Origin of the sequence: Nonomuraea salmonea (assembly GCF_042428605.1) — a bacterium.
Classification (GTDB): Bacteria; Actinomycetota; Actinomycetes; order Streptosporangiales; family Streptosporangiaceae; genus Nonomuraea; species Nonomuraea salmonea.
This window is the reverse complement of the sequence record NZ_JBHMCF010000038.1, coordinates 275,330-300,069: the sequence shown is the minus strand read 5'-3', so window position 1 is coordinate 300,069 and position 24,740 is coordinate 275,330. Positions and strand designations below refer to the sequence as shown.

Below are 24,740 nucleotides of genomic sequence, written 5' to 3'. Positions count from 1 at the left end.
AGCAGGTGTGGGGAAGCGCCTAGGCTTGGCCCATGACTAGCGTGCCCATCAACGTGCCGGGAGGTGCGGATCGGTGCCTCGTCATGGGTGTGGTCAACGTGACGCCCGACTCGTTCTCTGACGGCGGCAAGTGGTTCGGCGCCGACGCCGCCGTCCAGCACGGCCTCGACCTGGTGAATCAGGGGGCCGACATCGTCGACGTGGGCGGCGAGTCCACCCGCCCTGGCGCGGCCCGGGTGCCGCTGGACGAAGAGCTGGCCAGGGTCGTCCCGGTGATCAGGGCGCTGGCCGCCGACGGCGTGGTGGTCAGCGTCGACACGATGCGGGCCGAGGTGGCGCGGGCGGCGGTCGAGGCGGGCGCGCGGCTCGTCAACGACGTCAGCGGCGGCCTGGCCGACCCGGAGATGCCGCGCGTGGTGGCCGACACCGGCGTCTCCTACGTGGTGATGCACTGGCGGGGGCACAGCCACGACATGGAGTCCCGCGCCGTCTACACCGACGTGGTGACGGAGGTGCGCGAAGAGCTGAGCAAGCGGGTCGATCTGGTGATGGCGGAGGGCGTCACGGAGGAGCAGATCGTGCTCGACCCGGGCCTGGGCTTCGCCAAGAACGCCGAACACAACTGGGCGGTGCTGGCCGGCATCCCGCAACTCGCGGAGCTCGGCTTCCCGCTGCTCATCGGGGCTTCACGTAAACGGTTCCTGGGGCGCCTGCTGGCCGAACCCGACGGCACGCCCCGGCCGTTCAGTCGCAGCGACGACGCCACGCTGGCCGTGACCGCACTGGCCGCGCACGCCGGAGCCTGGTGCGTACGCGTGCACGAAGTAGGTCCCAATGCCGATGCCGTGCGCGTGGCCGCCGCATGGAAGAGAGCCGGAGCAGGCACATGAGCGTCGACACCGCCGCCATCGAGACGGTCAACCAGGAGTTTTACACCGCCATCGAGAGCGGCGACCTGGACAAGATGACCGAGATCTGGGCCGAGGACACCACCGACGACCAGGTGAGTTGCGTACACCCGGGCTGGACCCTGCTGTCGGGCCGCTCCGAGGTGCTGCGGTCGTGGGCCCTGATCATGGCCAACACCACCTACATCCAGTTCGTGCTGACCGACGTCAACACGACGGTGCTGGGTGACGTGGCCGTGCTGACCTGTGTGGAGAACATCCTGACCGCGGGGGAGGAGGGTGAGGCCAGCTTCGCCGCGGGCAAGGTGGTGGCCAGCAACGTCTACATCCGCACCGCGCAGGGCTGGCGGTTGTGGATGCACCACGGGTCGCCGGTGCTGCAGGCCGACGACGACGAGGAGGAGGAAGGCGAGCTTGAGCGCTGACCGCATCACCCTCAAGGGCCTGCGCGCCCGGGGCCGGCACGGCGTGCTCGCTGCCGAGCGTGAGCTCGGGCAGGAGTTCGTGGTGGACGCGACGCTGTTCCTCGACACCGCGCCGGCGGCGGCCGGCGACGACCTCACCAAGACGGTCCACTACGGGGAGCTGGCGCAGGCGCTGGCCGCGGTGGTGGAGGGCGAGCCGGTCGAGCTGATCGAGACGCTCGCGCAGCGGCTCGCCGACGTGTGCCTGGCCAACGAGCTGGTGCACAAGGCCGAGGTGAGCGTGCACAAACCGGCGGCGCCGATCCCGGTGCCGTTCGACGACGTGATCGTGACCATCGAGCGGAGCCGCGGATGAAGGTGGTCCTCTCTCTCGGCAGCAACCTGGGACGCAGGTTCACGACCTTGCAGGACGCGCTGGACACCCTGTTCGACGCGCCTGGCCTGGAGTTCGTCAAGGCGTCCCCGGTCTATGAGACCGACCCGGTGGGCGGTCCGGGCGGGCAGCGGCCCTACCTCAACGCGATCGTCATCGCGGAGACCACGCTGGAGCCGCAGACGCTGCTGGAGCGGGCGCTGGGCGTGGAGAACGCGTTCGGTCGTGAGCGCCTCGAACGCTGGGGCCCGCGCACTCTCGACATCGACCTGATCGTGGTGGGCGACGTCGTCTCCGACGATCCCGAGCTGACGCTGCCGCATCCCCGGGCGCACGAGCGGGCGTTCGTGCTGGTGCCGTGGGCCGACTGCGACCCCGAGGGGGTGCTGCCCGGCAAGGGCGCGGTGGCGGGGCTGCTCGAAGGGCTCGACCGGCGGGGCGTACGCCTGCGCGAGGATCTCAAGCTGCAGAGGCCCGATTGAAGCCCACGTCCCCCGGCCCCCTCGTCGGCATCCTGGTCGTCGTCGCCCTCGCCACCTGGGCGGCGATCATGATGAGCGACTACGGCAGGCTGCCGCTGCTGCCGTGGACCGCCATCCCCACCCTGCTCCTGCTGGCGCTCGGCGAGGGCTACAGCGGCTGGGCCACCAAGGCCAGGCTCGCCCGCAAGCCGGGCACCAAGCCGGTCGAGCCGCTCGCGGTGGCCAGGCTGGCGGCGCTGGGCAAGGCGTCGGCGTACGCGGGCGCGGTGTTCGGCGGCGTCTTCGCCGGCTTCGCGCTCCACACGGTGCAGCTCCTCGACAGGGAGACGCCGCGCGGCGAGTTCTTCATCTCGACCGGCTCGTTCGTCTCCTGCGTGCTGCTCGTCTGCGCGGCCCTCTACTTGGAGCACTGCTGCCGGGTGCCGAAGAAGCCGGAGGACGAGGAGCGCCGCTAGCGCTCGTCGGGCAGGCCCTCCACGGCCCGCTGCTCGGCGGCGGCGAGGCGGTCGTGCCAGATCTCCCGCTGCAGCAGGCGCAGTGCGCGACGCAGCACGTCGCTGGGCCGTTCACCTTCCCGCAACGCGGTACGGATGATCCGTTCGTCTTCGGCGTTGGCCCGGAAGGCGATCTCAGCCATGCGTCGAGCTTATGGATCCGCCGACACCCTTGTCCTGCGTTTGCCGGACGGAAGCCCGGCGCCGGCCGAAGAGGTAGATGACCGGAGTGGTGCAGATCAGCGGCCCGATGATGGCGATCGGGCGTTCGAGCCACCATTTCAGGTCGGGCGGGATCTGGTCGCCGAGCGTGCCGAAGAGCCACCACGACAGGCCCAGCGAGATGGCCATGCCGGTGGTGTGGAAGAGGAACAGCGGTAGCGAGTACCGGTTGATGAAGTCGTTGAGCCGCCGCCAGCGCGGCCGCTCCAGCACCTGCTCCATGGCCGGGCGCAGCACCTCGACGAGCCCGATCTGGAACAGCAGCAGCGCGACGATGACGAACGTGGGCGGTGCCATGTTCGACCACTTGTCGCCCGGCACGCCGACCATCGAGCCGGGGTAGATGCCCGAGTACACCAGCCCGAACAGGGCGAACAGCCCGGTCCACAGCAGGGCGGCGTCGTAGCGGCGCGGCAGCTCCACGACCCGGTCGTAGAAGAAGCCGGCCTGGTGGGCGAGGCCCCAGACGACGATCATGTTGAGCCAGCCGGCCCACTCGATGCCGTAGCGGAAGCGCAGCACGTCCACGACGAGCGCCGTGCCGCCGAGCCAGATCAGCGCGAGCACGTCGTAGCGGCGGTGCACCCACAGCGCGACCGGCAGCAGCGCGATGAGCACGAGGTAGACGCCGAGGAACCACAGCGGGCTGAGCACCAGCAGCACCACCCGCCACATCCAGTCCACCCCGAACGTGTACGTCACCACCGCCCCGATGACGACCCACACCCCGGACAGGAACAGCGCGGGTAAGGCGAGCGCGCGGATGCGCCGCAGCACGAACGCCCCGATGCCGGTCCCGCGCCCCTTGGCCCGCCGCCACGACAGCAGGTGCACGTGCCCGCCGACGTAGAAGAACAGCGGCAGCACCTGCAGCAGCCAGGTGAGAATCCATAACCCTGAGGTGAAGCCGAGCGGGCTGGTCGGCTCGGGGCCGTGCGGCTTCCATTCGAGGATGGTGAACGCCCAGTGCCAGACCACCACGACGATCAGGCTGAGCGCCCGCAGCCAGTCGACGTATTTGTCCCGTTGTTGCCCGCTCACTTGTCGATGTCACCCACGACGAAGAACATCGAGCCGAGGATGGCCACCATGTCGGCCACCAGGTGCCCGGGCAGGATCTCCCGCAGCACCTGGATGTTGCTGTACGACGCCGAGCGCAGCTTGAGCCGCCACGGCGTCTTGTCGCCCTTGGAGACCAGGTAGTAGCCGTTGATGCCGAGCGGGTTCTCGGTCCACGCGTACGTGTGCCCCTCCGGCACCTTCAGCACCTTGGGCAGCCGCTGGTTGATCGGCCCAGGCGGCAGCGAGCGCAGCCGCTCGACGCAGACCTCGGCCAGGTCGAGCGAGACCTTGAGCTGGTCGAGCAGCACCTCGAAGCGCGCGTGGCAGTCGCCCGCGCTCCGCGTGACGACCTTCACCGGCAGCTCCCCATAGGCCAGGTACGGATCGTCGCGCCGCAGGTCGATGTCCACCCCGGAGGCACGGGCGATGGGGCCGCTGACGCCGTACTGCAGGATCTGCTCCCGGGTCAGCACCCCCACCCCCTTGGTGCGGGCGATGAAGATCTCGTTGTGCAGGATGAGGTTCTCGATGTCGGGCACCCGGCGGCGGGTCTCCGCGACGGCCGCCGACACCCGGTCGAGCCAGCCCAGCGGCAGGTCCTCCTTGAGCCCGCCGACCCGGTTGAACATGTAGTGCATGCGCCCGCCGGAGATCTCCTCCATGACGGCCTGGATGCGCTCGCGCTCGTTGAAGGAGTAGAACAGCGGCGTCATCGCGCCCAGCTCAAGCGGGTAGGAGCCGAGGAACATCAGGTGGTTGAGCACCCGGTTGAGCTCGGCGAGCAGCGTGCGGGCCCAGACGGCGCGCACCGGCGGTTCCATGCCCAGCATGCGCTCGGCGGCGATGACCACGCCCAGCTCGTTCGCGAACCCCGACAGCCAGTCGTGCCGGTTGGCGAGCATGATGATCTGACGGTAGTCGCGCACCTCGAACAGCTTCTCCGCACCCCGGTGCATGTAGCCGATGATCGGCTCGGCGGTGGCGATGCGCTCGCCGTCGAGCGTCAGCCGCAGCCGCAGCACGCCGTGGGTGGAGGGGTGTTGCGGCCCGATGTTGAGGATCATGTCCTCGGTGGCCAGCTCTTTCGCGCCCGCGCCGATTCCGACCACACGTTCCGTCATACGGCCATGCTGCCACCGTCGTCGCTGGTGATCCAGCTAGGGGGTTGGTCAAGAGATGGCATGCGATGACATCCCATAGCCGGACAGGGGGAGGAATAGCTGGAACGGGGGGAGATAGGACCATGAAGAGAGTTCTCTTCGACATCGCGGCCCTGATCGCGCGCGTCATCACCGGCGTGATTTTCGTCGCGCACGGCTGGCAGAAGTGGCAGGGCGGGCACTCCGCGATCGCGAGCGGATTCGGCGAGATGGGCATCCCGATGCCCGAGCTGGCCGCCGGGTACGCCATGGTCGTCGAGCTCATCGGCGGGGTGCTGCTGATCATCGGGCTGGCGGTCCGCCCTGTGGCGCTGCTGCTGCTGCTCAACATGCTGGGCGCGATCATCTTCGCGCACTGGGACAAGGGCATCATGGTGCAGGAAGGCGGCTGGGAGCTCGCGGCGGCGCTCGGCGCGCTCTGTCTGCTGTTCCTGGCACTGGGCGGCGGGCGCATCGGGATCGACGGCATCCTGTCGTCGATGTTCCGGCGGCGGCACGACCGCCGGGCCGCCGAGGAGGACCTGGTGTCGTACCGGCCGAACAGGACGGACACCACCACGGGCTCTTACGGCACCACGGACACCGGCTCCTACGGCGGGCCCACCACGCCCGCCCGGTCCACCACCGAGGAGCCGCCCGACGTCCCCAGGCAGCCGGGCGCGCCCCAGCAGGAGCCGCGGCAGAGCCGGCTCAACGACGAGGACATGCGGGAGATCGACTCCCTGGTCGCCGACGAGCCGCCCCAGCACCGTAAGCCACCGAACCGCTGAGCCCGGCGGACGGGCCGCCCGGAAAGGCCGCCCGGAAAGGCCGCCCGGAAAGGCCGCCCGGAAAGGCCGCCCGGAAAGGCCGCTCGGTGAGGCCGCTGGGCGTCAGCGTGCGACCAGGTCGCGCAGGGCCGACACCAGCCGGTCCACGTGTTCCTGCGTCGTGCCGATGCCGATCGAGGCCCGCACGGCGGACGCGGTGCCGTCCTCGCAGCCGCCGTCGGAGGCGCCCAGCAGATGACGGACGAACGGGTGCGCGCAGAACTTCCCGTCGCGCACCCCGATGCCGTACTCGCCGGACAGCACCTCGGCCACCTCCCGCGCCGAGTACCCGGCCACGGTGAACGACACGATGCCGACCCGGGGGTGGTCGGGACCCCACAGGGACAGCTCGCGTACCCCGTCGATGGAGGCCAGCCCGGCACGCAGCCGCGCGATCAGCCGCTCCTCCTCGCGCACCAGCTCGGTCCAGCCGGTCGCGGTCAGCGCGTCGCAGGCCGCGGCCAGCGCGATGGCGCCCAGCACGTTGGGGGTGCCCGCCTCGTGGCGTGGCTCGGGGTCGTCGTGCCACTCGACGTTCGCGGCGCTCTCGCCGACCGAGCGGACGGCGCCGCCGCCCTTGAGGTACGGCTCGCCCGCGGCCAGCCAGTCCCGCCGCCCGACCAGCGCGCCCGCGCCGAACGGCGCGTACAGCTTGTGGCCGGAGAAGGCCACGTAGTCGAGGTCGAGCGCGGTCAGGTTGAGCCGCCGATGCGGTACGAGCTGCGCCGCGTCCACCAGGATCCGCGCGCCGTGCCGGTGCGCGATGTGGGCCAGGGCGGCGATGGGCCACAGCTCGCCGGTGACGTTGGAGGCGGCGGTGACGACGAGCAGCTTGGGCCCTTCGATGGCGGCGAGCGTCTCGTCGGCGGCGCGCACGGCCTCGCCGGGGAAAGCGGGCGGGGCCAGCCGGACCGCGTTCGGCCAGGGCAGCAGGGAGGCGTGGTGCTCGGTGTCGAAGACGACCGTGGTGGTGCCTTCGGGCAGGCAGCCGGCCAGCAGGTTCGTGGCGTCGGTGGTGTTGCGGGTGAAGATCACCGCGTCGTCGGGGCGGGCGCCGACGAAGGCGCGTACGGTGTGGCGGGCCTGCTCGTACCGGGCGGTGGTGAGCTGGGAGGCGTAGCCGGCGCCGCGGTGGACGCTGGAGTAGGCCGGGAGCGCGGCGGTGACGGCGGCGCTGACCGGCTCGAGACAGGGGGCGCTGGCGGCGTAGTCGAGGTTGGCGTAGCCGACCAGGCGGCCGCCCTTGACCGGCACTTCGAGGTCGGCGCCCAGGACGGCGGGGATCGGCCGGGCCTGCGTGGCGGGCGCCGGGGTCTCCTCGGCGGCGCGGGCGTTGCTGAAGATCGTCAGAGTGGACACGGCGAACCTCCTCGGGGTCATCGGACCCCTGGAAGCAGCCGAGGAGCCCGCGCTTGCCCGCCACACCTCGTGACGGACCAGGTCTTCACCCGGGGCACCCCGCCGCGGACGCGAGGGTTGCCGGCCAGCTAGCCGGGGCTTGACGCTGGCACTCATGACCTACGAGGGGAACTATAACCGACACCCGGGCGGAAATCGCAAGCCGTGAACTTCTGCGGCCTCCGGCTCGTTGCTACCGGAAACCCGCCTGCCCTCGAGTCATGGAGGTACCCGATGCTCGACTGGGTGGCCGATCCGCAGATCTGGATCGGCTTTTTAACCCTGGTCGCCCTGGAGATCGTGCTGGGGATCGACAACATCATCTTCATCTCCATCCTCGCCGGGAAGCTGCCACCCGAGCAGCGCGACCGGGCCCGCGTGCTCGGCCTGGGCGCGGCACTCGTCAGCCGGCTGCTCCTGCTGCTGGGGCTGTCGTGGGTGGTGCAGCTCACCGAGCCGTTGTTCGAGGTCCTCGGTCATGAGATTTCGGGACGTGACCTGATCCTGCTGTTCGGCGGCCTGTTCCTGCTGGGCAAGAGCGTCACCGAGATCCACCACAACATGGAGGCGCCTCACGACAAGGACGGCAAGAAGCCCGCGGCCGTCTCCTTCACCTCCGTGATCCTGCAGATCATGGTGCTGGACATCGTGTTCTCGCTCGACTCGGTGATCACCGCGGTCGGCATGGTGGACGAGCTCGGCGTCATGATCGCGGCGGTCGTGGTGGCCGTGGTCGTGATGCTGTTCGCGTCCGGGCCGATCAGCCGGTTCGTGGACAGCCACCCCACGATCAAGATGCTGGCGCTGGCGTTCCTGGTGCTCATCGGCGTGATGCTCGTGGCCGAGGGTCTCGACCAGCACATCCCCAAGGGCTACATCTACTTCGCGATGGCGTTCTCCGTCGTGGTCGAGCTGCTCAACATCCGGGTGCGGAGCAGGAACGCGAAGAGGGAGGCGTCCGCTTCTAAGATGAAATAGTGGGCTTTGATCCTTGGAATCCGGAATTCGTGGCGTACCCGTACCGCGTCTACGAGGAGCTGCGGCGCGAGGCGCCCGTCAGCTACTTCGAGCCGACGGGCCAATGGCTGATCTCCCGGCACGCCGACGTCAACGCGCTGCTCAGGGATCGCCGCCTGGGCCGCTCGTACCTGCACGTGGCAGGCCACGAGGAGTTCGGCAGGCCGGCTGAGCCGGAGTTCCAGGAGCCGTTCTGGCGCGTGATCAGGGCGGGCATGCTCGACGTGGAGCCGCCGGTGCACACGCGGTTGCGCCGGCTGGTCTCCAAGGCGTTCACGCCGCGCATGGTCGAGTCGCTGCGGCCCCGCGTCAGGGCCATGGCGGGCGAGCTCGTGGATGCGTACGTGGAGAAGGGCGGCGGCGACCTCATCGCCGAGGTCGCCGAGCCGCTGCCGGTCACCGTCATCGCGGAGATGCTCGGCATCCCCGACGGTGACCGCCACCTGCTGCGCCCCTGGTCGGCCGACATCTGCGGCATGTACGAGCTCAACCCCACCCTGGAGGCCCAGCACACCGCCGTACGCGCGGCCACGGAGTTCTCCGACTACCTCAAGGCCCTGGCCGCCGACCGGCGCGCCAACCCCGGCGACGACCTCGTCAGCGCGCTCACCCAGATCGGCGAGCTGACCGAGGACGAGCTGGTCGGCACCTGCGTGCTGCTGCTCAACGCCGGTCACGAGGCCACCGTGAACGTGACGGGCAACGGCTGGTGGTCGTTGTTCCGCAACCCGGCCGAGCTGGCCAGGCTGCGCGCCGACCGCTCGCTGCTGCCCACCGCGGTCGAGGAGCTGATGCGGTGGGACACGCCGCTGCAGATGTTCGAGCGGTGGGTGCTTGAGGACATCGAGGTGCACGGCGTGCGCATCCCGCGCGGCTCGGAGGTGGCCCTGCTGTTCGGCTCGGCCAACAGGGACCCCGAGGTGTTCGCCGACCCTGACCGGCTCGACGTGGGCCGCGCCGACAATCCGCACATCTCGTTCGGCGCCGGCATCCACTTCTGCCTGGGCGCGCCGCTGGCCAGGATCGAGCTGGCGGAGTCGTTCGGCGCCCTGCTCGACCGCACGTCGAAGCTGGAGCTGCGGGAAGAGCCCGAATGGAAGCCGGGCTACGTCATCCGCGGCCTCCACGCGCTGAACCTGACGGCCACCCCCGCATGAAGGCGTGAACGAGCACGTCGCCGCCGCCTGAAGCGGCGGACGCTCCCGGCTGGGCTTCGCCCGGGGGCGTGGCGGGGGTCACTTGGTCTGGCTGAGCCAGCCGAAGCCCCCGAGCCCGGTCGCCTCCAGCAGCTCGCCCTCCTCCGAGGCCCGCGCGAGCGCGCGAAGGTAGCGGCGCGGATCGGTGCGGGCCAGGTCGAGGGGCGGCCGCGCGCCGGTCAGCCCCAGCTCGCGCAGCGCCTCGCGCTGTGTGGACAAGGCTGTGGATATCGCGCCGGCCCGCCGCCCGGCCTCGGCGCACGCGTCGAGTGCGACGTGTGCGGTGATGTCGCAGCTCCCGTCGGGTACGGGGGTCACGACCGACCCGTCCCGGTATCCGGTCAGCGTTCCACAGGGCGGACGGTTATCCACAGGATGTGCATAATCGATGGCGATCGCCCGGCCCCTGGTGAGACGGACGAGAACGGACGCCCACGCCTCGTCACGCGGCCTGCCGACCTCGGCCCGCGCCCCCATCCGTGTCAGCGGCCACCACCGGTCGAGCCACTCCCGGTCGGCCGGCCGCAGCGGCCCGCCCAGGCGCTCCTCGCCGGTGTGCACCTCCACCATCACCACCCGGGGCCCGTCGGCGGTCTGCTCGACCACGTCGAGCGGCACGTTGTCGAGCCACTCGTTGGCGACGGCCAGCCCGGTGAAGCAGCACGGCAGCTCTCTCGACCAGGCGATCTCCTCGGGCAGGCCGGCGGGCCTGGGCGACAGGTCGACCGCCGTGACGCGCAGCCGGTCGCGCAGCGCGGGCTCGGCGCGTTCGAGGACCTCGGCGACCAGCACGCCCTCGCCCGCCCCGATGTCGACCAGGTCAAGCGCGTCGGGTTTGCCCAGCTCGGCGTCCACTTCCGCGAGCAGCGCCAGCACCGCCTCGGCGAAGGCCGGGGACGCGCTGACGGAGGTGCGGAAGTGGCCCGAGGGGCGTTCGCGGAGGTAGAAGCCCTCCTCGCCGTACAGCGCGCGCTCCGTCGCCGCGCGCCATGTGAGCCACATGCCTGGACTATCTCATGACTTCCCATCGCGACGCACTGTCATTGAATGACTACTCAATGTCGCAATCTTGCGCTAGCGTTTACCTGTTGTCATCGAGTGATTGCCCTGCGTCGACCATCGGGCGGTGCGGCCTTCACTCGCCGAAGAAGCACCCCGCGGTCGTGCAGGCCGCGAAAGAGAGGAGCCCTCGTGCTGAAGAAGGTCATGGTCGTCACCGGAGCCGTCGCCATGCTGTCGCTGGCCGCCCCGGCGCACGCCGACATCACCAACGGCACCGGCGGCGTTATCTCCGGCAACCAGCTCCACGTCCCGATCGTCGCCCCGATCAACGTCTGCGGCAACGCGGTCGCCGTCATCGGCCTCGCGGTCGCGGGCTGCAAGGGCGGTGCCAACGCCTACGCGCCCAGCCACCACTGACCGCACTCATAGAGCCCGGGCCGGCGCAGGCCGGCCCGGGTTCATGTCCCGGCTGGTCAGTCGGCGGATGACCGGCCGGCGCACTCCCAAGGGGTCAGCGCGATCGCGGGCGTCGGGTCCACAGAGGACTCGGCGCCCGCTGCCTTTCTGCGATGGCCCCTCTCCTCATCTCTTCCGACAGGGGGTGCACCCATTCGCATGCCCTTGTCCCTTTTGTCGGTAACTCAACGCGCGGCAAATCTCCGGTCACGCTCGCCACTCCCCGAGGCCGTTACCCTGGTCGGCAGTGCCATCACGTTGGTCAGGGGTGAGACGTCATGGACGCAGGGGACCGCCCGGCACGGCTGACCGTCGGCGTGCTGGGGGCCGGCAAGGTGGGCTCCGCACTCGGCGCGGCGCTCGCGCAGGCGGGCCACCGGGTGGTGGCCGCCAGCGGCGTTTCCGACAACTCCCAGCGATGGGCGGCCGAGCGCCTCGGCGTCTCGCCGTCCAGGCCCGACGAGGTGGTGGCGGCGGCGCAGCTGATCCTGCTCACCGTGCCCGACGACGCGCTGCCCGACCTGGTCGGCGGCCTGGCCAGCACGGGCGCCGACCTGCGGGGCAAGATGCTCGTCCACACCAGCGGGGCGTACGGTCTGTCGGTGCTCGACCCGGCGGCCGAGGCGGGCGCGCTGCCGCTGGCGCTGCACCCGGTGATGACGTTCACGGGCCGCGACGACGACCTCAACAAGCTCACCGGCATCTCCTACGGCGTGACCGCCCCCGACGTGCTGCGGCCGGTCGCCGAGGCGCTGGTGATCGAGATGGGCGGCGAGCCGGTCTGGATCGCCGACTCCGACCGCCCGCTCTACCACGCGGCCCTGGCCGGCGCCGCCAACCACATGGTCACGCTCATCGCCGAGTCGGGCGACCTGCTGCGTGGCATCGGGGTCGAGCATCCAGGCCGGATGCTGGGCCCGCTGCTCGGCGCCGCGCTCGACAACGTGCTGCGGCTCGGCATCGCGGGCCTGACCGGTCCCGTCGTCAGGGGAGACGCCGGCACCGTACGCAAACACGTCGACGCGCTCATCCTGGCCGCGCCCGAGGCGGCCGACGCCTACATCGCGCTGGCCAGGCTCACGGCCGACCGCGCGCTGGCGGCCGGGCTGCTCAAGCCGGAGGAGGCGGAGCGGCTGCTCGACGCACTGGGGGGCAATATATGGACCTGACCGTCGCGTTCGGAGGGCTGTTGTGACTCCTCCGCTCCCTGGAGGGAGCGGCTTCTCGCTAAGCCGCTTGCGCAGCCTGGCGAAGGGCAAGCCCTGCCCTGAGAATGTTGACGGCCGCGTTCACGTCGGCGTGCGCGGCATGACCGCACGCCGTACAGACGAACGATGCCTGGGTGAGACGATCGTCCTTCGCGCAGTGCCCGCAACGGGCACACGTGCGGGAGGTGCCGGCGGGGTTCACCGCGATCAGCTCTCGACCGGCGCTTTCAGCCTTGTGCGCGAGGACCGTCAGGAACACCCCCCAGCCCGCGTCCAGGATGCTCTTGTTCAGTCCGGCCTTGGCCGCCGCGCGGTTGGGCAGGAACCCGCCCTCGCCATCCGGCTTCGGGGCCGGACTCTTGGTCATGTTCGTGATCCGCAGGTCCTCGTGCACGATCATGTCGTAGTCGCGGATCAGGGCGTTCGCAGCCTTGTGCGCGCCGTCGAGTCGTTGACGCCGGACCTTGCCGTGCAGGGCCGCGACGCGGGCGACCGCCTTACGGCGGCGCGTGGACCCGCGCTTTTTACGGGCCAGGTCCCGCTGAGCGGTTGCCGGCTTCCCGGCGGACGCCGCGAGGTGTCGAGGGTTGCCGACCTGCTCGCCATCCGAGGTGGTCAAGAACGACGCCACGCCCATGTCCACGCCGACGACCGCACCCGTGGCGGGCAGGATCTCGGCGGGCACGTCGTCGCACGACAAGACGACGAACCAGCGGGAGCCTTCCCGCTTCACGCTGATCGTCTTCACCCGGCCCCGCACCGGGCGGTGCCGGTGGACACGGACATGCCCGGCACCTTGAAGGCGGACAAACGTGGCGGACGGATGCTCGGGCTGGGAGTTCCAGCGGCAGCCATCGCCGTCCTTGGGCCACTCAACCGTGTCGAACCAGCCCCGGCCCTTCAAACGCGGAAAGCCCGGAGTGCGACCGGCCTTGACGCGGCCGAAGAACGCGCGAAACGCCTTGTCCAGGCGGCGCAGGGTCGCCTGCTGAGAGGAGAACGACCAGCGCGCCTGATCGGGGTCGTCGGCGCGGATCTCCTTCAGCTGGGCGGACTGGTCGCCGTACCGGATCGACACCTTGGACCGTCTGTACGCCTCACGCCGCTCCTCAAGCGCCGCGTTGTACAGGGCGCGGTGGTCGTCCAGGCACGCGGTGAGCGCGATCCGCTGGTGCGCGGTCGGACGCATGAGGAACTTGTAAGACCTACGCACGGCCACCCGCCTTGGGTGCCCGCTCATACTGCGTCTCGATGCAGCGCCGCACCGTCTCGGCCGACACAGCGCCGACCATGGCCACCAAGCAGGACCGCGACCACAGCGTGGGCAACCGGAAACGCAGGTCCTTCACCCGTCCGCCGAGGACCGGGCGGCGGTATTTTGGGCACCACACCACGTGGTGTCCGAGGTCGTACGCCGCGCCTGGGGAAGTGCGCACCTGACGAGTCACACGGTCATTGAAACAGTGTCATCCATCCAATGCGCGATGAACGGAGATCTCTGATGCGCGGACCTGACAGATCACTGCACGCCCGAGCCTTGACGGCCCTCCCGCTCCCCATTCCCCCGTCGCCTATAGGCGACGGTCCCCTCGGGAGACTCTGATGGAGCTGATCGTCGCCAGAAACCGGGAGGACCTGGTCAAGGCGCGCCGTGGTGGCACGGTGGCGCTGGTGCCCACCATGGGCGCGCTCCACGAGGGGCACCGGTCACTGATCAGGCAGGCCCGGGTGCGCGCCGATCAGGTCGTGGTCAGCATTTTCGTCAATCCTCTGCAGTTCGGCCCTAATGAGGATTTTTCGCGCTATCCCCGTACATTCGATGCCGATCTGGACGTGTGCCGGGCCGAAGGCGTCGAGGTTGTCTTCCACCCCTCCGCCGATGACATGTATCCGCCCGACCGCCAGGTCGCCGTCTCCTCCGGCGAGATGGGCCGCGTCGTCGAGGGGGCCGCGCGCCCGGGGCACTTCGACGGCGTGCTGACGGTCGTGCTCAAGCTGTTCAACCTGGTGCAGCCCGACCTCGCGGTCTTCGGGCAGAAGGACGCCCAGCAGCTCGCGCTCATCCGCCGCATGGTCGCCGACCTCGACCTGCCCATCGAGATCCTCGGCGCCCCCACCGTACGCGAGCCCGACGGCCTGGCCCTGTCCAGCCGCAACCGCTACCTGTCGGAGGACGACCGGCAGGTCGCCCTGGCGCTGTCGCGGGCGCTGCGGGCCGGCGCCGCACAGCTCACGCCCGACGAGATCAGGGCGGAGGCGCGCAAGCTGCTCGACGCGGCGGGTCCCGCGCTCGACCTCGACTACCTGGCGCTGGTCGATCCGGCCACGTTCGGCGAGGTCGATGACGACTTCGAGGGGCTGGCCGTGCTCGCGGTGGCGGCCAGGGTGGGGAGCACCCGGCTGATCGACAACGTCACCCTCACGCTGGGCCCGGCCGACCGTCCGTCCTGACCACCCCCGGGGCATGCTCACGCGCGCCCAGGCGTTATCGTCATAGTGACGAAATCGCCTCAGTGAGGAGACCCCCATGAGTGCACCGGCGATTCCCCTGCGTCTGACCGCTCCCGACCCGGGCTGGACCGTGGACGCGGACGTGGTCGTCGTGGGCTCCGGCGTCGCGGGCCTGACCGTGGCCCTGCGCTACGCCGAGCTGGAGCCGGCGGCCAAGGTTCTGGTCGTCACCAAGGACGGCCTGTCGTCCGGCTCGACCCGCTGGGCGCAGGGCGGCATCGCCGCCGTGCTCGACCCGCATGACACCCCCGAGGAACACCTGAACGACACGCTGGTCGCAGGGGTGGGGCTGTGCGATGTACGGGCGGTGCGCACGCTCGTCACCGACGGCCCGGGAGCGCTGCGGCGGCTGATGGACAGGGGCGCGCGGTTCGACCGCACCGGTGACGGAGAGCTCCAGCTCGGCAGGGAGGGCGGGCACCGGCGGCGCAGGATCGTGCACGCCGGCGGCGACGCCACGGGCGCCGAGGTGCAGCGGGCCCTGGTCGAGGCGGTGCGCGCCGGCTCGATCGAGGTCATCGAGCACGCCCTGGTGCTCGACCTGATCAAGGACGCCCAGGGCCGGGCCAGGGGCGTGACCCTGCACGTGATGGGCGAGGGAGCGCGCGACGGCGTGGGCGCGGTGCACGCCAGGGCGGTGGTGCTGGCCACCGGCGGCATGGGCCAGGTCTACGCGGTCACCACCAACCCGGTCGTCTCCACCGCCGACGGCGTCGCGCTCGCGCTGCGCGCGGGTGCGGTGGTGCGCGACATCGAGTTCGTCCAGTTCCACCCCACCGTGCTCTGGCTGGGCGCGGGCTCGACCGGGCAGCAGCCGCTCATCTCCGAGGCGGTCAGGGGCGAGGGGGCCTTCCTCATCGACCACGAGGGCGAGCGGTTCATGACCGGCGTGCATGAGCTGGCCGACCTCGCGCCGCGCGACGTCGTGACCAAGGCCATCACCCGCAGGATGCGCGAGACCGGGCGCGAGCACGTCTACCTCGACGGCCGCCACTTCGGCCGCGAGATGTGGGAGACGCGCTTCCCGACGATCTACGCGGCCTGCCGCGAGCACGGCATCGACCCGGTGACCGAGCCCATCCCGGTCGCGCCCGCGGCCCACTACGCCAGCGGCGGCGTCCGTACGGACCTGCGGGGCCGTACCAGCATCGACGGCCTGTACGCCTGCGGCGAGGTCGCCTGCACCGGCGTGCACGGCGCGAACCGGCTGGCCTCCAACTCGCTGCTCGAAGGGCTCGTCTTCGCCGAGCGCATCGCGGAGGACATCCACGCCGTACGCCCGTCGCCCGGCGACCCGGTGCCCGCCACCGCCCAGGAGGGGCTGGTGGACCCCCGGGTCAGGTCCAGGATCCAGGCCCACATGAGCGCGGGCGCGAGCGTGCTGCGCAGCCGCGAGTCGCTCATGGAGACCGCCAGGGCACTGCGCGACGCCCGGTGGACGCCGGTGGCGGTGCCGCCGCGTACCGAGTCGTGGGAGGCCACGAACCTGCTCACGGTGGCCACCGCGCTCACCGGTGCGGCGGCGGCCCGGCTGGAGACGCGCGGCTCGCACTGGCGCGAGGACCACGACGTACGCGACGACAACGAGTGGCTCGGCCACCTGGACGTGACGCTGACCGAGGAGGGGCTGCGCATGACGTACACGCCGCACGAGGACACGATGCCCGCGCGCCTGGCGCAGGAGCTGACGGCGGCCGGGCTCGACCCGGCCGAGGTGGACGCGCTGATCACCCGCGCCTTGGAGGAGGACCTCCAGGAGGCTGGCGACGTGACGAGCCTGGCCACGATCCCGGCGGAGCAGCGGGCGGTCGCCGACGTGGTGGCGCGTAAGGACGGCGTGGTGGCCGGGCTGGCGGTGGCCGAGGCGGTGTTCGTCCGGCTGGGCGCGGCGCGGGCCGAGCGGGCGGCCAAGGACGGCGAGCGGGTCAGGGCGGGCGACGTGCTGATGACGCTGGAGGGCCCGGTGCGCGGGCTGCTGACGGCCGAGCGCACCGCGCTCAACCTGCTCACCCACCTGTCCGGGGTGGCCACCCTGACCGGCCGCTGGGTGGAGGAGATCGACGGCACGGGCGCGCGGGTGCGCGACAGCCGCAAGACGCTGCCGGGGCTGCGGGCGCTGGAGAAGTACGCGGTGCGCTGCGGTGGCGGCGTGAACCACCGGATGTCGCTGTCGGACGCGGCGCTGATCAAGGACAACCACGTGGTGGCGGCGGGAGGCGTGGCCGAGGCGTTCAGGGCGGTCAGGGAGCGGTACCCGGACCTGCCGATCGAGGTGGAGATCGACCGGCTGGACCAGCTCGACCCGGTGCTCGACGAGGGCGCGGAGCTGATCCTGCTGGACAACTTCACGGTCGAGGACACCGCGCGTGCCGTACAAGTCGTGAAAAATCGGGCGAAAAACAGGGTTGCTCTTGAGGCGAGTGGGGGATTGACCTTGGAATCGGCCCGTGATGTGGCGGACACTGGCGTCGACTACCTTGCGGTGGGAGCGCTAACGCACTCAGCGCCGGCCCTGGACATCGCACTGGATCTGCGGGGGTAATTGATGCTGCTCACGATCGACGTCGGCAACACGCACACGGTGCTGGGACTGTTCGAGGGCGAGGACGTCATCGAGCATTGGCGGCTCGCCACCGACGCCCGCCGCACCGCCGACGAGATCGCGGTCGTCCTCCAGGGGCTGCTGGCCCAGTCGCCACTGCTCAAGGGGGCCGACGTCGACGGCATCGCCATCTGTTCCACCGTGCCGAGCGTGCTCAACGAGATGCGCGAGATGTGCCGCCGCTACTACGGCGACGTGACCGCGGTGATCGTGGAGCCGGGCATCCGCACCGGCGTGCCCGTACGCATGGACAACCCCAAAGAGGTCGGCAGCGACCGCATCGTGAACGCGCTGGCCGCCATCGACCAGTACGGCGGCCCCTGCATCATCGTCGACTTCGGCACCGCCACCTCGTTCGACGCGGTCTCCGCCAAGGGCGAGTACGTCGGGGCGGTCACCGCGCCCGGCATCGAGATCTCCGTGGACGCCCTGGCCGCGGCCGGAGCCCAGCTGCACAAGGTCGAGCTGGTCAGGCCGCGCTCGGTGATCGCCAAGAACACCGTCGAGGCGCTGCAGGCCGGCATCATCTACGGCTTCGCGGGCCAGGTGGACGGCATCGTCGAGCGCATGGCCGCCGAGCTCGCCGACGACCCCGACGACGTCACCGTGGTGGCCACCGGCGGCCACGCGGCGCTCGTGGTGGGCGAGTCGCGCTCGATCGACGTGCACGAGCCGTGGCTGACCCTCATCGGGCTGCGGCTGATCTACCACAGGAACGCCGGCTGACCCCCGTACACGTGAAAGAGCGGCCCCCCGCCGATGCGGGGGGCCGCTCGTGTGCCTGCCACGGTCAGTGGCGGGCGGAGTAGATGTAGTCCCAGCGGCCGCAGTTCGTCGGCCACGCGTTGCGCTGCGGGCCGGCCTGGCAGACCTTCACCCGCACGGCCGAGACGTCCTCGACCTCGAAGCGGAAGCGCTCGAAGCCGGGGTAGCCGCAGTACTTGTCGGTGTAGACCGTGTCCCAGCCGCTGCGGAACTCGCGGGCCTGGAAGGTGACGAACGCGCACTTGCCGCCGCGGCGGTAGGTGCGGTTGTCGCGGTCGTAGAGGCGGCCGGCGACGCTGACCTCGTTGTGGGTGCCGCGCCGGTTCCAGTCGACGCCGATCCAGCCCTCGGCCTTGGCCAGGCCGAACTTGGCGTGGACGGGGCCCCAGCTGTCGGAGGAGTCCCGGTGGTGGTCGAAGCTGGAAGCCTGAGCGGCGGTGGGAAGTGACAGGGCGAGAGCGGTCGTCGCGGCGGCGGCCAGGAGCCCTGTGGCGATCTTCTTGAACATCTTCTCTCCTTGAGCTCCCTGGGCCGGCTCCCTACCGGCTCCCCCCTGAGCTCGTGAGATATTGGTAAGCCAGGGCTCTTGCAGAGGATCTACAGCAGGCCGACGAGCCCTTGCAGTTCGCCATATCCCCTACCCTTTGATGTTGTGAGCGACGAACTTCCCGAGCAGATGCGCATCCGGAGGGAGAAGCTCGACCGCCTTCGCAGCGAGGGCGTCGACCCTTACCCGGTGAATTTCCCACGCACGGCCACCAACGCCGAGGTCAGGGAGAAATACCAGGGCCTGGAGCCCGACACCTCGACCGGCGACAGGGTCGCGGTCGCGGGGCGCGTCATGCTCAACCGCGTGGGCGGCAAGCTCTGCTTCGCCACCCTCCGCGACGGAGGCGGCGACCTGCAGGTGATGATCTCCCTCGACAAGGTGGGGGAGGAGTCGCTGGCGAGCTGGAAGCGCGACGTCGACCTCGGTGACCACGTCGGCGTGAGCGGCGAGGTCATCACCTCGCGGCGCGGCGAGCTGTCCATCCTGGCCGACAGCTGGCAGATCACCGCCAAGTGCCTGCGCCCGCTGCCGGAGAAGCACATCGGCCTCACCGACCCCGAGGCGCGGGTGCGCCAGCGCTACGTCGACCTCATCGTCAACGACGAGGCCAGGAAGATGGCCCGGGTCCGCAGCGCCACCGTGCGCGCGGTGCGCGACTTCTGGCACGAAGAGGGCTACCTCGAGGTCGAGACGCCGATGCTGCAGCCGATCCACGGCGGCGCGGCGGCCAGGCCGTTCAAGACTCACATCAACGCCTACGACATGGAGCTCTACCTTCGCATCGCGATCGAGCTCTATCTCAAGCGGCTCGTGGTGGGCGGCATCGAGAAGGTCTTCGAGATCAACCGGAACTTCCGCAACGAAGGCGCCGACTCGACCCACAACCCCGAGTTCACGATGCTCGAGGCCTACGGCACCTACCTCGACTACAACGACATGGCCGACCTGACGCAGCGCATGTACCAGAAGGCCGTGGTGGCCGCACTCGACACCACGGTGGTCGTGCACGACGGGCAGGAGATCGACCTCGGCATCGCCGAGTGGCCGCGCATCACGCTCTACGGCGCGGTCTCGCAGGCCGTGGGCGAGGAGATCACCACCTCCACCACCCTTGAGGAGCTGCGCAAGCTGGCCGACCGCCGCGAGGTCCACTGGGACCCGAAGTGGGGCTCGGGCAAGCTCGTGCAGGAGCTGTTCGAGGCGCTGGTCGAGCACACGCTGGTGCAGCCGACGTTCGTCATGGACTATCCGCTGGAGACCTCGCCGCTGACCCGCCAGCACCGCGACAACCCGCTGCTGACCGAGAAGTGGGACCTCATCGGGTTCGGCACCGAGCTCGGCACCGCCTACTCCGAGCTGATCGACCCGATCGAGCAGCGGCGCCGGCTGGTCGAGCAGTCGCTGCTGGCCGCCGGCGGCGACCTCGAGGCCATGCAGCTCGACGAGGACTTCCTGCAGGCGCTCGAATACGCCATGCCGCCGACCGGGGGCATGGGCGCCGGCATCGACCGGATGATCATGGCCTTCACCGGCAAGAACATCCGCGAGACCATTCTGTTCCCGCTGGTCAAGCCCAGCCACTGAGTCCTGCCACTGAGCACATGTGCGGCGGCGCTGCCCTGAGGGCGGCGCCGCCGTTTCGCGTGCGCGGTCAGGGCACTTCTGGACGCCTGCGCCGAACCGCATTCTGGTCGGCCCGCTTTCCGACATCTGATCGTCTGTAAGCACCTGGTCAAGTTCGCAGGCCCGCAGGCGGGTCGGGCGCGCAGGTGCGGGCGGCTCCGCCGCGTGGCCAGGGGCGGCCGTCGCGGGCCGTCGCGAGCCGGCCCGCGACGAGGCCGCGCCGCCCTGGAACACCTCGCCGACCGGCCGTTCCGTCGTGCTGCCCGTACGTCGGCCGGGCGGCTTCTCATGGGTGCGATGAGAAAGATCGAAAGGCGTTCAGCGCCGATTTTCGCGTTGTGTGGGCTGCTTAATCGACGGCGTTCTGTAGTGCTTTATCGCCAGGGCGTCACATATTTCGGATCATGTCAATAGTGCTGGTCAAGCCACACGGTTGTCCTGCTTGACGACCTTTCCAGAATGCGTTTACGGTCTGCGAGGAGCAACCTGGGTCCGGTCGAGAGGCCCACGTTCTGCTGTTGGGGGGGAGGGCTCCCGATGGAAGTGCTCACTGAAGGTGTTGAACTCAGTCATGCGGACCTCGCATTGCTGTCGGAGCTGGCGAAAGGGGTCACGGTCGACCGGGTGGGGAGACGGCTGGACATCAGCGGCCGTACCGTACGCCGGAGACTGCGGGGCATCTGCGACCGCATCGGCGTCGCCACGGCGATCGAGGCCGTGGCCTGGGCTGCCCGCCGCCAGCTGATCTGATCACCGGCGACGGGCTCGTGTGGGGCGGGCCCTGCGGGCCCCTGTAGGGCCTTCTGCGGACCTCGCAGGGCGGCTCCTATCGGGGCGGGCTCGGTTGGGGCGGCTCCAGTCGGGGCGGGCTCGATCGGGGGCGGCTCCAGTCGGGGCGGCTCAGTCGGCGATGCGCACCGCGCCGGCGAAGGGCCGCCGCTCGATCGAGGCGATGCGGACGACGTCGCCGGTCCGCGGGGCGTGCACCATCATGCCGCCGCCGAGGTAGATGCCCACGTGGTGCAGGTCGCTGTAGAAGAACACGAGGTCGCCTGGGCGCAGCTCGGAGCGGTCGATGTGACGGCCCGCCGTCCACTGGCTGCCGGTGTAGTGCGGCAGCGAGATGCCGACCTGCTGGTACGCGGCCATGACGAGGCCGCTGCAGTCGTAGGAGCTGGGGCCTTCTGCGCCCCACACGTACGGCTTGAGCTGCTGCGTGAGCGCCCACCTGGCGGCCTGGGCGGCCTTGCCGCTGCCCACGATGGGCAGGTTGACGCGCTGGGCCCGGGTGCCGGGCCGGCCCGCCTCGCCGAGCGCCCGCCTGAAGAGGTTGCTCTCGACCTTGGTGACCAGCTTGGTGATCTTGTCGCGCTTGCCGTCGAGGTCGGAGATGAGCTTCTCGACCTCCTTGATGCGGGTCGCGGCGCCCGCCTTGGCCCGCTCGGCGGCCTCCCTGGCCTTGGTGACCTGGTTGACGGCCTCGCCCTGCTGCTGCTGCAGCACGTACGTGGTGGCGGCGCGGTCGAGGAACTCGTCGGGGTCGTCGGAGGTGGCGAAGGCGAGGGCGCGGCTGAGGCCGCCGGTGATGTAGGCGTTCTCGGCCAGTGCGGCGGCCTTGGCGCGCTTGGCGGCGAGATCGGCCTCGCTGGTGGCCAGGGTCTTCTTCGCGGCGTCAGCGGCCCGCTTGGCGCTCTTGAGCTTCTCCCGCTGGCTGTTGTACTCCTCGGCCAGCGTCTCGATCTCGGTGTGCATCTTCTCGACCTGCTTGGCGAGGTCTTGGAGCGAGGGCTTGGGGTCGGCGGACGCCGAGCCGACGGGAGCGGCGACCAAAAAGGTGGCCAGTGTGACACTTATTACACCGAGCAGACGCGACCGCCGGGAGGCACGTTGCGGAGGGCGGGCGTGCTTGCCCGCGATCGTCCTCTCACGCCTGCGCGTGCGCTTCACCAACCAGCTCCTCTCGTCGACGCCTGCCGGGTTAGCTGACGGGTTCGGGCCGGAGCAGCCCTACCGGACGTTGCGGATTCACCCCGATGGTGGCGCTGGGGGGCGTCACCGGCGGTTCCCCGGCTCCTCCTCGCGGAGGATTAGGCGTGTCGCCCGCGCGCGACACGCGGGGAACATCGTCGCTGGACACTAATGCACTCCGGGTTCGTGCTCAACCAGAACTGCCGACTCTGTAGAGGTTTCACAACCGAAGAGTCACAAGGTGATCTCGTGCCTGGCCGTACGAAACGCAACTTATGACGGATTTGCCGCTCGATCTGGTGACTCGCGGGCCTGCTCAGAGCTCGTGCTCGGATGAGCACGAGTTGTAACAGCATGGGCCGAGACGTGGGAGTTAGGGCCGAGCCGTAATGACATCTGTACCCTGGAGGGCCATGGAGCAGGTGGCCGAACTGACAACAGCCGAGACCGCGGTGGTGGTCCGGCGCGCCCGCACGCCCGATGTGCGGGACATCAGGAGGCTTGTGGACACCTACGCGGGGGCGGGCTCGGGCTCGCGGCTCCTGAAGAAGGCCACCGTCACCCTGTACGAGGACGTACAGGAGTTCTGGGTGGCCGAACGGGGCGGGCAGGTCGTCGGTTGCGGTGCGCTCCACGTGCTCTGGGAGGACCTCGCCGAGGTCCGTACCGTGGCCGTGGACCCGCAGTGCCGTGGCATGGGCGTCGGCCATCGGATCGTCTCGGCGCTGATACAGCAGGCGAATGATCTAGGTCTGCGGCGTGTATTCTGTCTGACTTTTGAGGTCGACTTCTTCGCAAGACTGGGCTTTCGCCAGATTCAGGGCACGCCGGTCTCACCCGAGGTGTACGCCGAACTGCTGGCCTCGTACGACGAGGGTGTCGCGGAGTTCCTCGACCTGGAACACGTCAAACCGAACACCTTGGGCAACACCCGCATGCTGCTGCATCTGACATCGGGTGACGCGGACCTTGACCAGATGGAAAGGTGATTGTTGATACCTATGTCGATACGTTGGGCAGCACAGGCATGTGTCCTGACACGTGCCACATGCGCACTCGAAGCGAGGTGACACGGTGAGCACCGGACAGCCGCCGTATCCACAGGACGAATCCGGCGAGAACTCTGCACCCGGCACCCCTTACGGGCAGCAGAACGCGGGCCGCCACCCCGGCGAGCCCGACCCGGACGTCACTGTGGTCGGCTACCGGGCGGACGATGCCTACGGGCAGCAGCCCCAGTACGGACAGCAACAACAACAGTACGGCTATGGCCAGCAGCAACCCCAGTACGGCCAGCAGCCGCCCTCATACGGCCAGCAACCCCAGTACGGCCAGCAAGGCTACGGCCAGCAGCAGCAGTCGCAGCCCGGTTACGGACAGCAGGGCTACCCCCAGCAGGGCTACGACCCCCAGCAGCAGCAGCAGGGCTACGACCCCCAGCAACAGCAGGGCTACGGCCAGCAGCAGCAGTCCCAGCCGGGCTATGGCCAGCAGCCCCAGTATGGACAGCAGCCCCCGTCGCAGCCCGGCTACGGGCAGCAGCAGGGTTATGACCCCCAGCAGGGCTATGGCCAGCAGCAGCAGCAGGGTTACGGGCAGCAGCCGCCGTCCCAGCCCGGCTACGGCCAGCAGCAGGGCTACGGCCAGCAGCCCCCATCCGGCCAGCAGGGCTACGGTCAGCAGCAGCAGTCCCAGCCGGGCTACGGCCAGCAGGGCTACGACGCCCAGCAGGCCTACGGGCAGCAGCAGGGTTACGGCCAGCAGCAGCAGTCGCAGCCCGGTTATGGGCAGCAGGCCTACGGCCAGCAGGGCTACGACCCCCAACAGCAGTACGGCCAGCAGCCCGGCTACGGGCAGCCCCAGCCGTACGGTCAGGGCGGTTACGGCCAGCAGCCCGGCTACGGGCAGCCCTACGGCCAGCCGGTCGGCGTCCAGCCGCCCGGTGCGCCCGCGCCGCTCGCCGAGTGGTGGCAGCGCCTGCTCGCCAGGCTCCTCGACGGCGTCATCTTCGGCATCGTCATGTACGTGGTGCAGCTCCTGCTGGCGCCGCTGTACCCCTCCTACAGCTCGATCACGGGCCTCACGAGCGGTCTGACCTTCGGGATCCTGTACTACGTGGTCGTCTCGATCGTCGTCACCATCGTCTATCTGCTCTACGACTTCCTGCTGACGAAGATGAAGGGCCAGACCGTCGGCAAGATGGCGCTGGGCATCAAGGTCGTCCAGGTCGGCGGGCAGCTGCAGCCCGACGGCGTGCCGACCGACGTCGCACTCAAGCGCGCCCTGCTGACGGTGGGCGGCTACATCTTCTACTGGGTGCCGATCCTGGGCCCCATGATCGCGGGGCTCATCTACGCGCTCAACGGCGCATCGCAGCTCTGGGACAAGCCGCTGCACCAGACGTTCGGCGACAAGTTCGGCAAGACCGTGGTCGTCAAGGTCAGGTAGCCCTTCAGGGCGACACAAGGGCCGGCTCTGCGCCGGCCCTTGTGTTATGTCCGGGTCCCCC

General features: G+C 70.0%; 25 protein-coding genes and 2 riboswitches. Of the genes, 17 read left to right on the top strand and 8 right to left on the bottom strand.

What is annotated here, in order from left to right:
* The first annotated feature begins 32 nt into the window (after positions 1 to 32).
* Genes folP through ACFFR3_RS33720 form a run of 5 tightly spaced genes read left to right on the top strand, consistent with a single transcriptional unit; the run spans position 33 to position 2,643 of the window.
* Positions 33 to 890, top strand: a complete 858-nt coding sequence (gene folP, locus ACFFR3_RS33740; protein WP_446686060.1) for a dihydropteroate synthase — start codon at positions 33 to 35, stop codon at positions 888 to 890.
* The gene (locus ACFFR3_RS33735; RefSeq protein ID WP_345392392.1) at positions 887 to 1,333 is read left to right on the top strand and encodes a nuclear transport factor 2 family protein; all 447 of its coding nucleotides are present in this window, start codon (positions 887 to 889) and stop codon (positions 1,331 to 1,333) included. The genes folP and ACFFR3_RS33735 overlap by 4 nt, the downstream gene beginning before the upstream one ends.
* Positions 1,323 to 1,688, top strand: a complete 366-nt coding sequence (gene folB, locus ACFFR3_RS33730; protein WP_345392389.1) for a dihydroneopterin aldolase — start codon at positions 1,323 to 1,325, stop codon at positions 1,686 to 1,688. The genes ACFFR3_RS33735 and folB overlap by 11 nt, the downstream gene beginning before the upstream one ends.
* Complete coding sequence (gene folK, locus ACFFR3_RS33725) at positions 1,685 to 2,188, top strand: 2-amino-4-hydroxy-6-hydroxymethyldihydropteridine diphosphokinase (protein ID WP_345392386.1); 504 nt, start codon at positions 1,685 to 1,687, stop codon at positions 2,186 to 2,188. Before folB ends, folK begins: the two co-directional genes overlap by 4 nt.
* Positions 2,185 to 2,643 carry a DUF3180 domain-containing protein gene (locus ACFFR3_RS33720; RefSeq protein ID WP_364367656.1) on the top strand — a complete coding sequence of 153 codons (459 nt, stop codon included), beginning with the start codon at positions 2,185 to 2,187 and terminating at the stop codon, positions 2,641 to 2,643. The genes folK and ACFFR3_RS33720 overlap by 4 nt, the downstream gene beginning before the upstream one ends.
* On the opposite strand, the gene ACFFR3_RS33715 is transcribed toward ACFFR3_RS33720, so the two are convergent.
* From ACFFR3_RS33715 to ACFFR3_RS33705, 3 genes are read right to left on the bottom strand one after another with little or no spacing between them, the layout of a single operon-like run.
* On the bottom strand, positions 2,640 to 2,825 hold the full coding sequence (locus ACFFR3_RS33715; RefSeq protein WP_345392383.1) for a hypothetical protein: 186 nt from the start codon (positions 2,823 to 2,825) through the stop codon (positions 2,640 to 2,642). The genes ACFFR3_RS33720 and ACFFR3_RS33715 overlap by 4 nt on opposite strands.
* The gene (locus ACFFR3_RS33710; protein ID WP_345392380.1) at positions 2,818 to 3,945 is read right to left on the bottom strand and encodes an acyltransferase family protein; all 1,128 of its coding nucleotides are present in this window, start codon (positions 3,943 to 3,945) and stop codon (positions 2,818 to 2,820) included. Before ACFFR3_RS33710 ends, ACFFR3_RS33715 begins: the two co-directional genes overlap by 8 nt.
* Complete coding sequence (locus tag ACFFR3_RS33705; protein ID WP_364367650.1) at positions 3,942 to 5,087, bottom strand: NADH-quinone oxidoreductase subunit D; 1,146 nt, start codon at positions 5,085 to 5,087, stop codon at positions 3,942 to 3,944. The genes ACFFR3_RS33710 and ACFFR3_RS33705 overlap by 4 nt, the downstream gene beginning before the upstream one ends.
* Positions 5,088 to 5,209: 122 nt before the next feature.
* On the opposite strand from ACFFR3_RS33705, the gene ACFFR3_RS33700 reads away from it, so the two are divergent.
* Complete coding sequence (locus tag ACFFR3_RS33700) at positions 5,210 to 5,896, top strand: DoxX family protein (protein WP_345392374.1); 687 nt, start codon at positions 5,210 to 5,212, stop codon at positions 5,894 to 5,896.
* A 102-nt stretch (positions 5,897 to 5,998) separates the two neighbouring features.
* Here ACFFR3_RS33700 and ACFFR3_RS33695 read toward each other — a convergent pair whose 3' ends face one another.
* Positions 5,999 to 7,294: an aminotransferase class V-fold PLP-dependent enzyme gene (locus ACFFR3_RS33695; protein WP_345392372.1), complete on the bottom strand. Its 1,296-nt coding sequence runs from the start codon at positions 7,292 to 7,294 to the stop codon at positions 5,999 to 6,001.
* 44 nt (positions 7,295 to 7,338) lie between these two features.
* A riboswitch (SAM riboswitch) is annotated at positions 7,339 to 7,454 on the bottom strand.
* A 113-nt stretch (positions 7,455 to 7,567) separates the two neighbouring features.
* Between ACFFR3_RS33695 and ACFFR3_RS33690 the strand changes: the two genes are divergently transcribed.
* Positions 7,568 to 8,311, top strand: coding sequence for a TerC family protein (locus ACFFR3_RS33690; protein WP_364367644.1), 744 nt, complete (start codon positions 7,568 to 7,570; stop codon positions 8,309 to 8,311).
* Complete coding sequence (locus ACFFR3_RS33685; protein WP_364367641.1) at positions 8,311 to 9,507, top strand: cytochrome P450; 1,197 nt, start codon at positions 8,311 to 8,313, stop codon at positions 9,505 to 9,507. Before ACFFR3_RS33690 ends, ACFFR3_RS33685 begins: the two co-directional genes overlap by 1 nt.
* 78 nt (positions 9,508 to 9,585) lie before the next feature.
* On the opposite strand, the gene ACFFR3_RS33680 is transcribed toward ACFFR3_RS33685, so the two are convergent.
* Entirely contained in the window at positions 9,586 to 10,548 is a 963-nt protein-coding gene (locus tag ACFFR3_RS33680; RefSeq protein WP_379484450.1) for an SAM-dependent methyltransferase, read from the bottom strand.
* A 189-nt stretch (positions 10,549 to 10,737) separates the two neighbouring features.
* Between ACFFR3_RS33680 and ACFFR3_RS33675 the strand changes: the two genes are divergently transcribed.
* Together ACFFR3_RS33675 and ACFFR3_RS33670 are read left to right on the top strand one after the other, a co-directional pair.
* On the top strand, positions 10,738 to 10,965 hold the full coding sequence (locus tag ACFFR3_RS33675; protein ID WP_345392362.1) for a chaplin family protein: 228 nt from the start codon (positions 10,738 to 10,740) through the stop codon (positions 10,963 to 10,965).
* Positions 10,966 to 11,282: 317 nt separating this feature from the next.
* Positions 11,283 to 12,173, top strand: coding sequence for a Rossmann-like and DUF2520 domain-containing protein (locus ACFFR3_RS33670; protein WP_355412625.1), 891 nt, complete (start codon positions 11,283 to 11,285; stop codon positions 12,171 to 12,173).
* A 58-nt stretch (positions 12,174 to 12,231) separates the two neighbouring features.
* Here ACFFR3_RS33670 and ACFFR3_RS33665 read toward each other — a convergent pair whose 3' ends face one another.
* Positions 12,232 to 13,401 (bottom strand): RNA-guided endonuclease InsQ/TnpB family protein, encoded by a 1,170-nt coding sequence (locus ACFFR3_RS33665; protein ID WP_379484449.1) that lies wholly within the window; start codon positions 13,399 to 13,401, stop codon positions 12,232 to 12,234.
* Positions 13,402 to 13,814: 413 nt separating this feature from the next.
* Between ACFFR3_RS33665 and panC the strand changes: the two genes are divergently transcribed.
* The 3 genes from panC (at position 13,815) to ACFFR3_RS33650 (ending at position 18,051) form a co-directional block, all read left to right on the top strand.
* Positions 13,815 to 14,663: a pantoate--beta-alanine ligase gene (gene panC / locus ACFFR3_RS33660; RefSeq protein ID WP_379484448.1), complete on the top strand. Its 849-nt coding sequence runs from the start codon at positions 13,815 to 13,817 to the stop codon at positions 14,661 to 14,663.
* Between the two features lie 76 nt (positions 14,664 to 14,739).
* Entirely contained in the window at positions 14,740 to 17,265 is a 2,526-nt protein-coding gene (locus tag ACFFR3_RS33655) for an L-aspartate oxidase (RefSeq protein WP_379484447.1), read from the top strand.
* Positions 17,266 to 17,268: 3 nt separating this feature from the next.
* A complete protein-coding gene (locus ACFFR3_RS33650) occupies positions 17,269 to 18,051 on the top strand; it encodes a type III pantothenate kinase (RefSeq protein WP_364063997.1) in 783 nt (260 codons plus the stop codon).
* 64 nt (positions 18,052 to 18,115) lie between these two features.
* Here ACFFR3_RS33650 and ACFFR3_RS33645 read toward each other — a convergent pair whose 3' ends face one another.
* Positions 18,116 to 18,598, bottom strand: a complete 483-nt coding sequence (locus ACFFR3_RS33645) for a hypothetical protein (protein ID WP_345392353.1) — start codon at positions 18,596 to 18,598, stop codon at positions 18,116 to 18,118.
* A gap of 144 nt (positions 18,599 to 18,742) precedes the next feature.
* Here ACFFR3_RS33645 and lysX point away from each other — a divergent pair, with 144 nt between their 5' ends.
* Both lysX and ACFFR3_RS33635 read left to right on the top strand, forming a co-directional pair.
* Positions 18,743 to 20,224, top strand: a complete 1,482-nt coding sequence (gene lysX, locus ACFFR3_RS33640; RefSeq protein ID WP_364367622.1) for a bifunctional lysylphosphatidylglycerol synthetase/lysine--tRNA ligase LysX — start codon at positions 18,743 to 18,745, stop codon at positions 20,222 to 20,224.
* A 576-nt stretch (positions 20,225 to 20,800) separates the two neighbouring features.
* Complete coding sequence (locus ACFFR3_RS33635; RefSeq protein WP_345392350.1) at positions 20,801 to 21,013, top strand: LuxR C-terminal-related transcriptional regulator; 213 nt, start codon at positions 20,801 to 20,803, stop codon at positions 21,011 to 21,013.
* A gap of 150 nt (positions 21,014 to 21,163) precedes the next feature.
* Here ACFFR3_RS33635 and ACFFR3_RS33630 read toward each other — a convergent pair whose 3' ends face one another.
* Positions 21,164 to 22,093, bottom strand: coding sequence for a C40 family peptidase (locus tag ACFFR3_RS33630; protein ID WP_345392347.1), 930 nt, complete (start codon positions 22,091 to 22,093; stop codon positions 21,164 to 21,166).
* A gap of 122 nt (positions 22,094 to 22,215) precedes the next feature.
* Positions 22,216 to 22,367: riboswitch (cyclic di-AMP (ydaO/yuaA leader) on the bottom strand.
* 277 nt (positions 22,368 to 22,644) lie between these two features.
* Here ACFFR3_RS33630 and ACFFR3_RS33625 point away from each other — a divergent pair.
* A complete protein-coding gene (locus tag ACFFR3_RS33625; protein WP_355412611.1) occupies positions 22,645 to 23,220 on the top strand; it encodes an amino-acid N-acetyltransferase in 576 nt (191 codons plus the stop codon).
* Positions 23,221 to 23,305: 85 nt separating this feature from the next.
* Positions 23,306 to 24,679 carry an RDD family protein gene (locus ACFFR3_RS33620; protein ID WP_379484446.1) on the top strand — a complete coding sequence of 458 codons (1,374 nt, stop codon included), beginning with the start codon at positions 23,306 to 23,308 and terminating at the stop codon, positions 24,677 to 24,679.
* Positions 24,680 to 24,740: the final 61 nt, after the last annotated feature.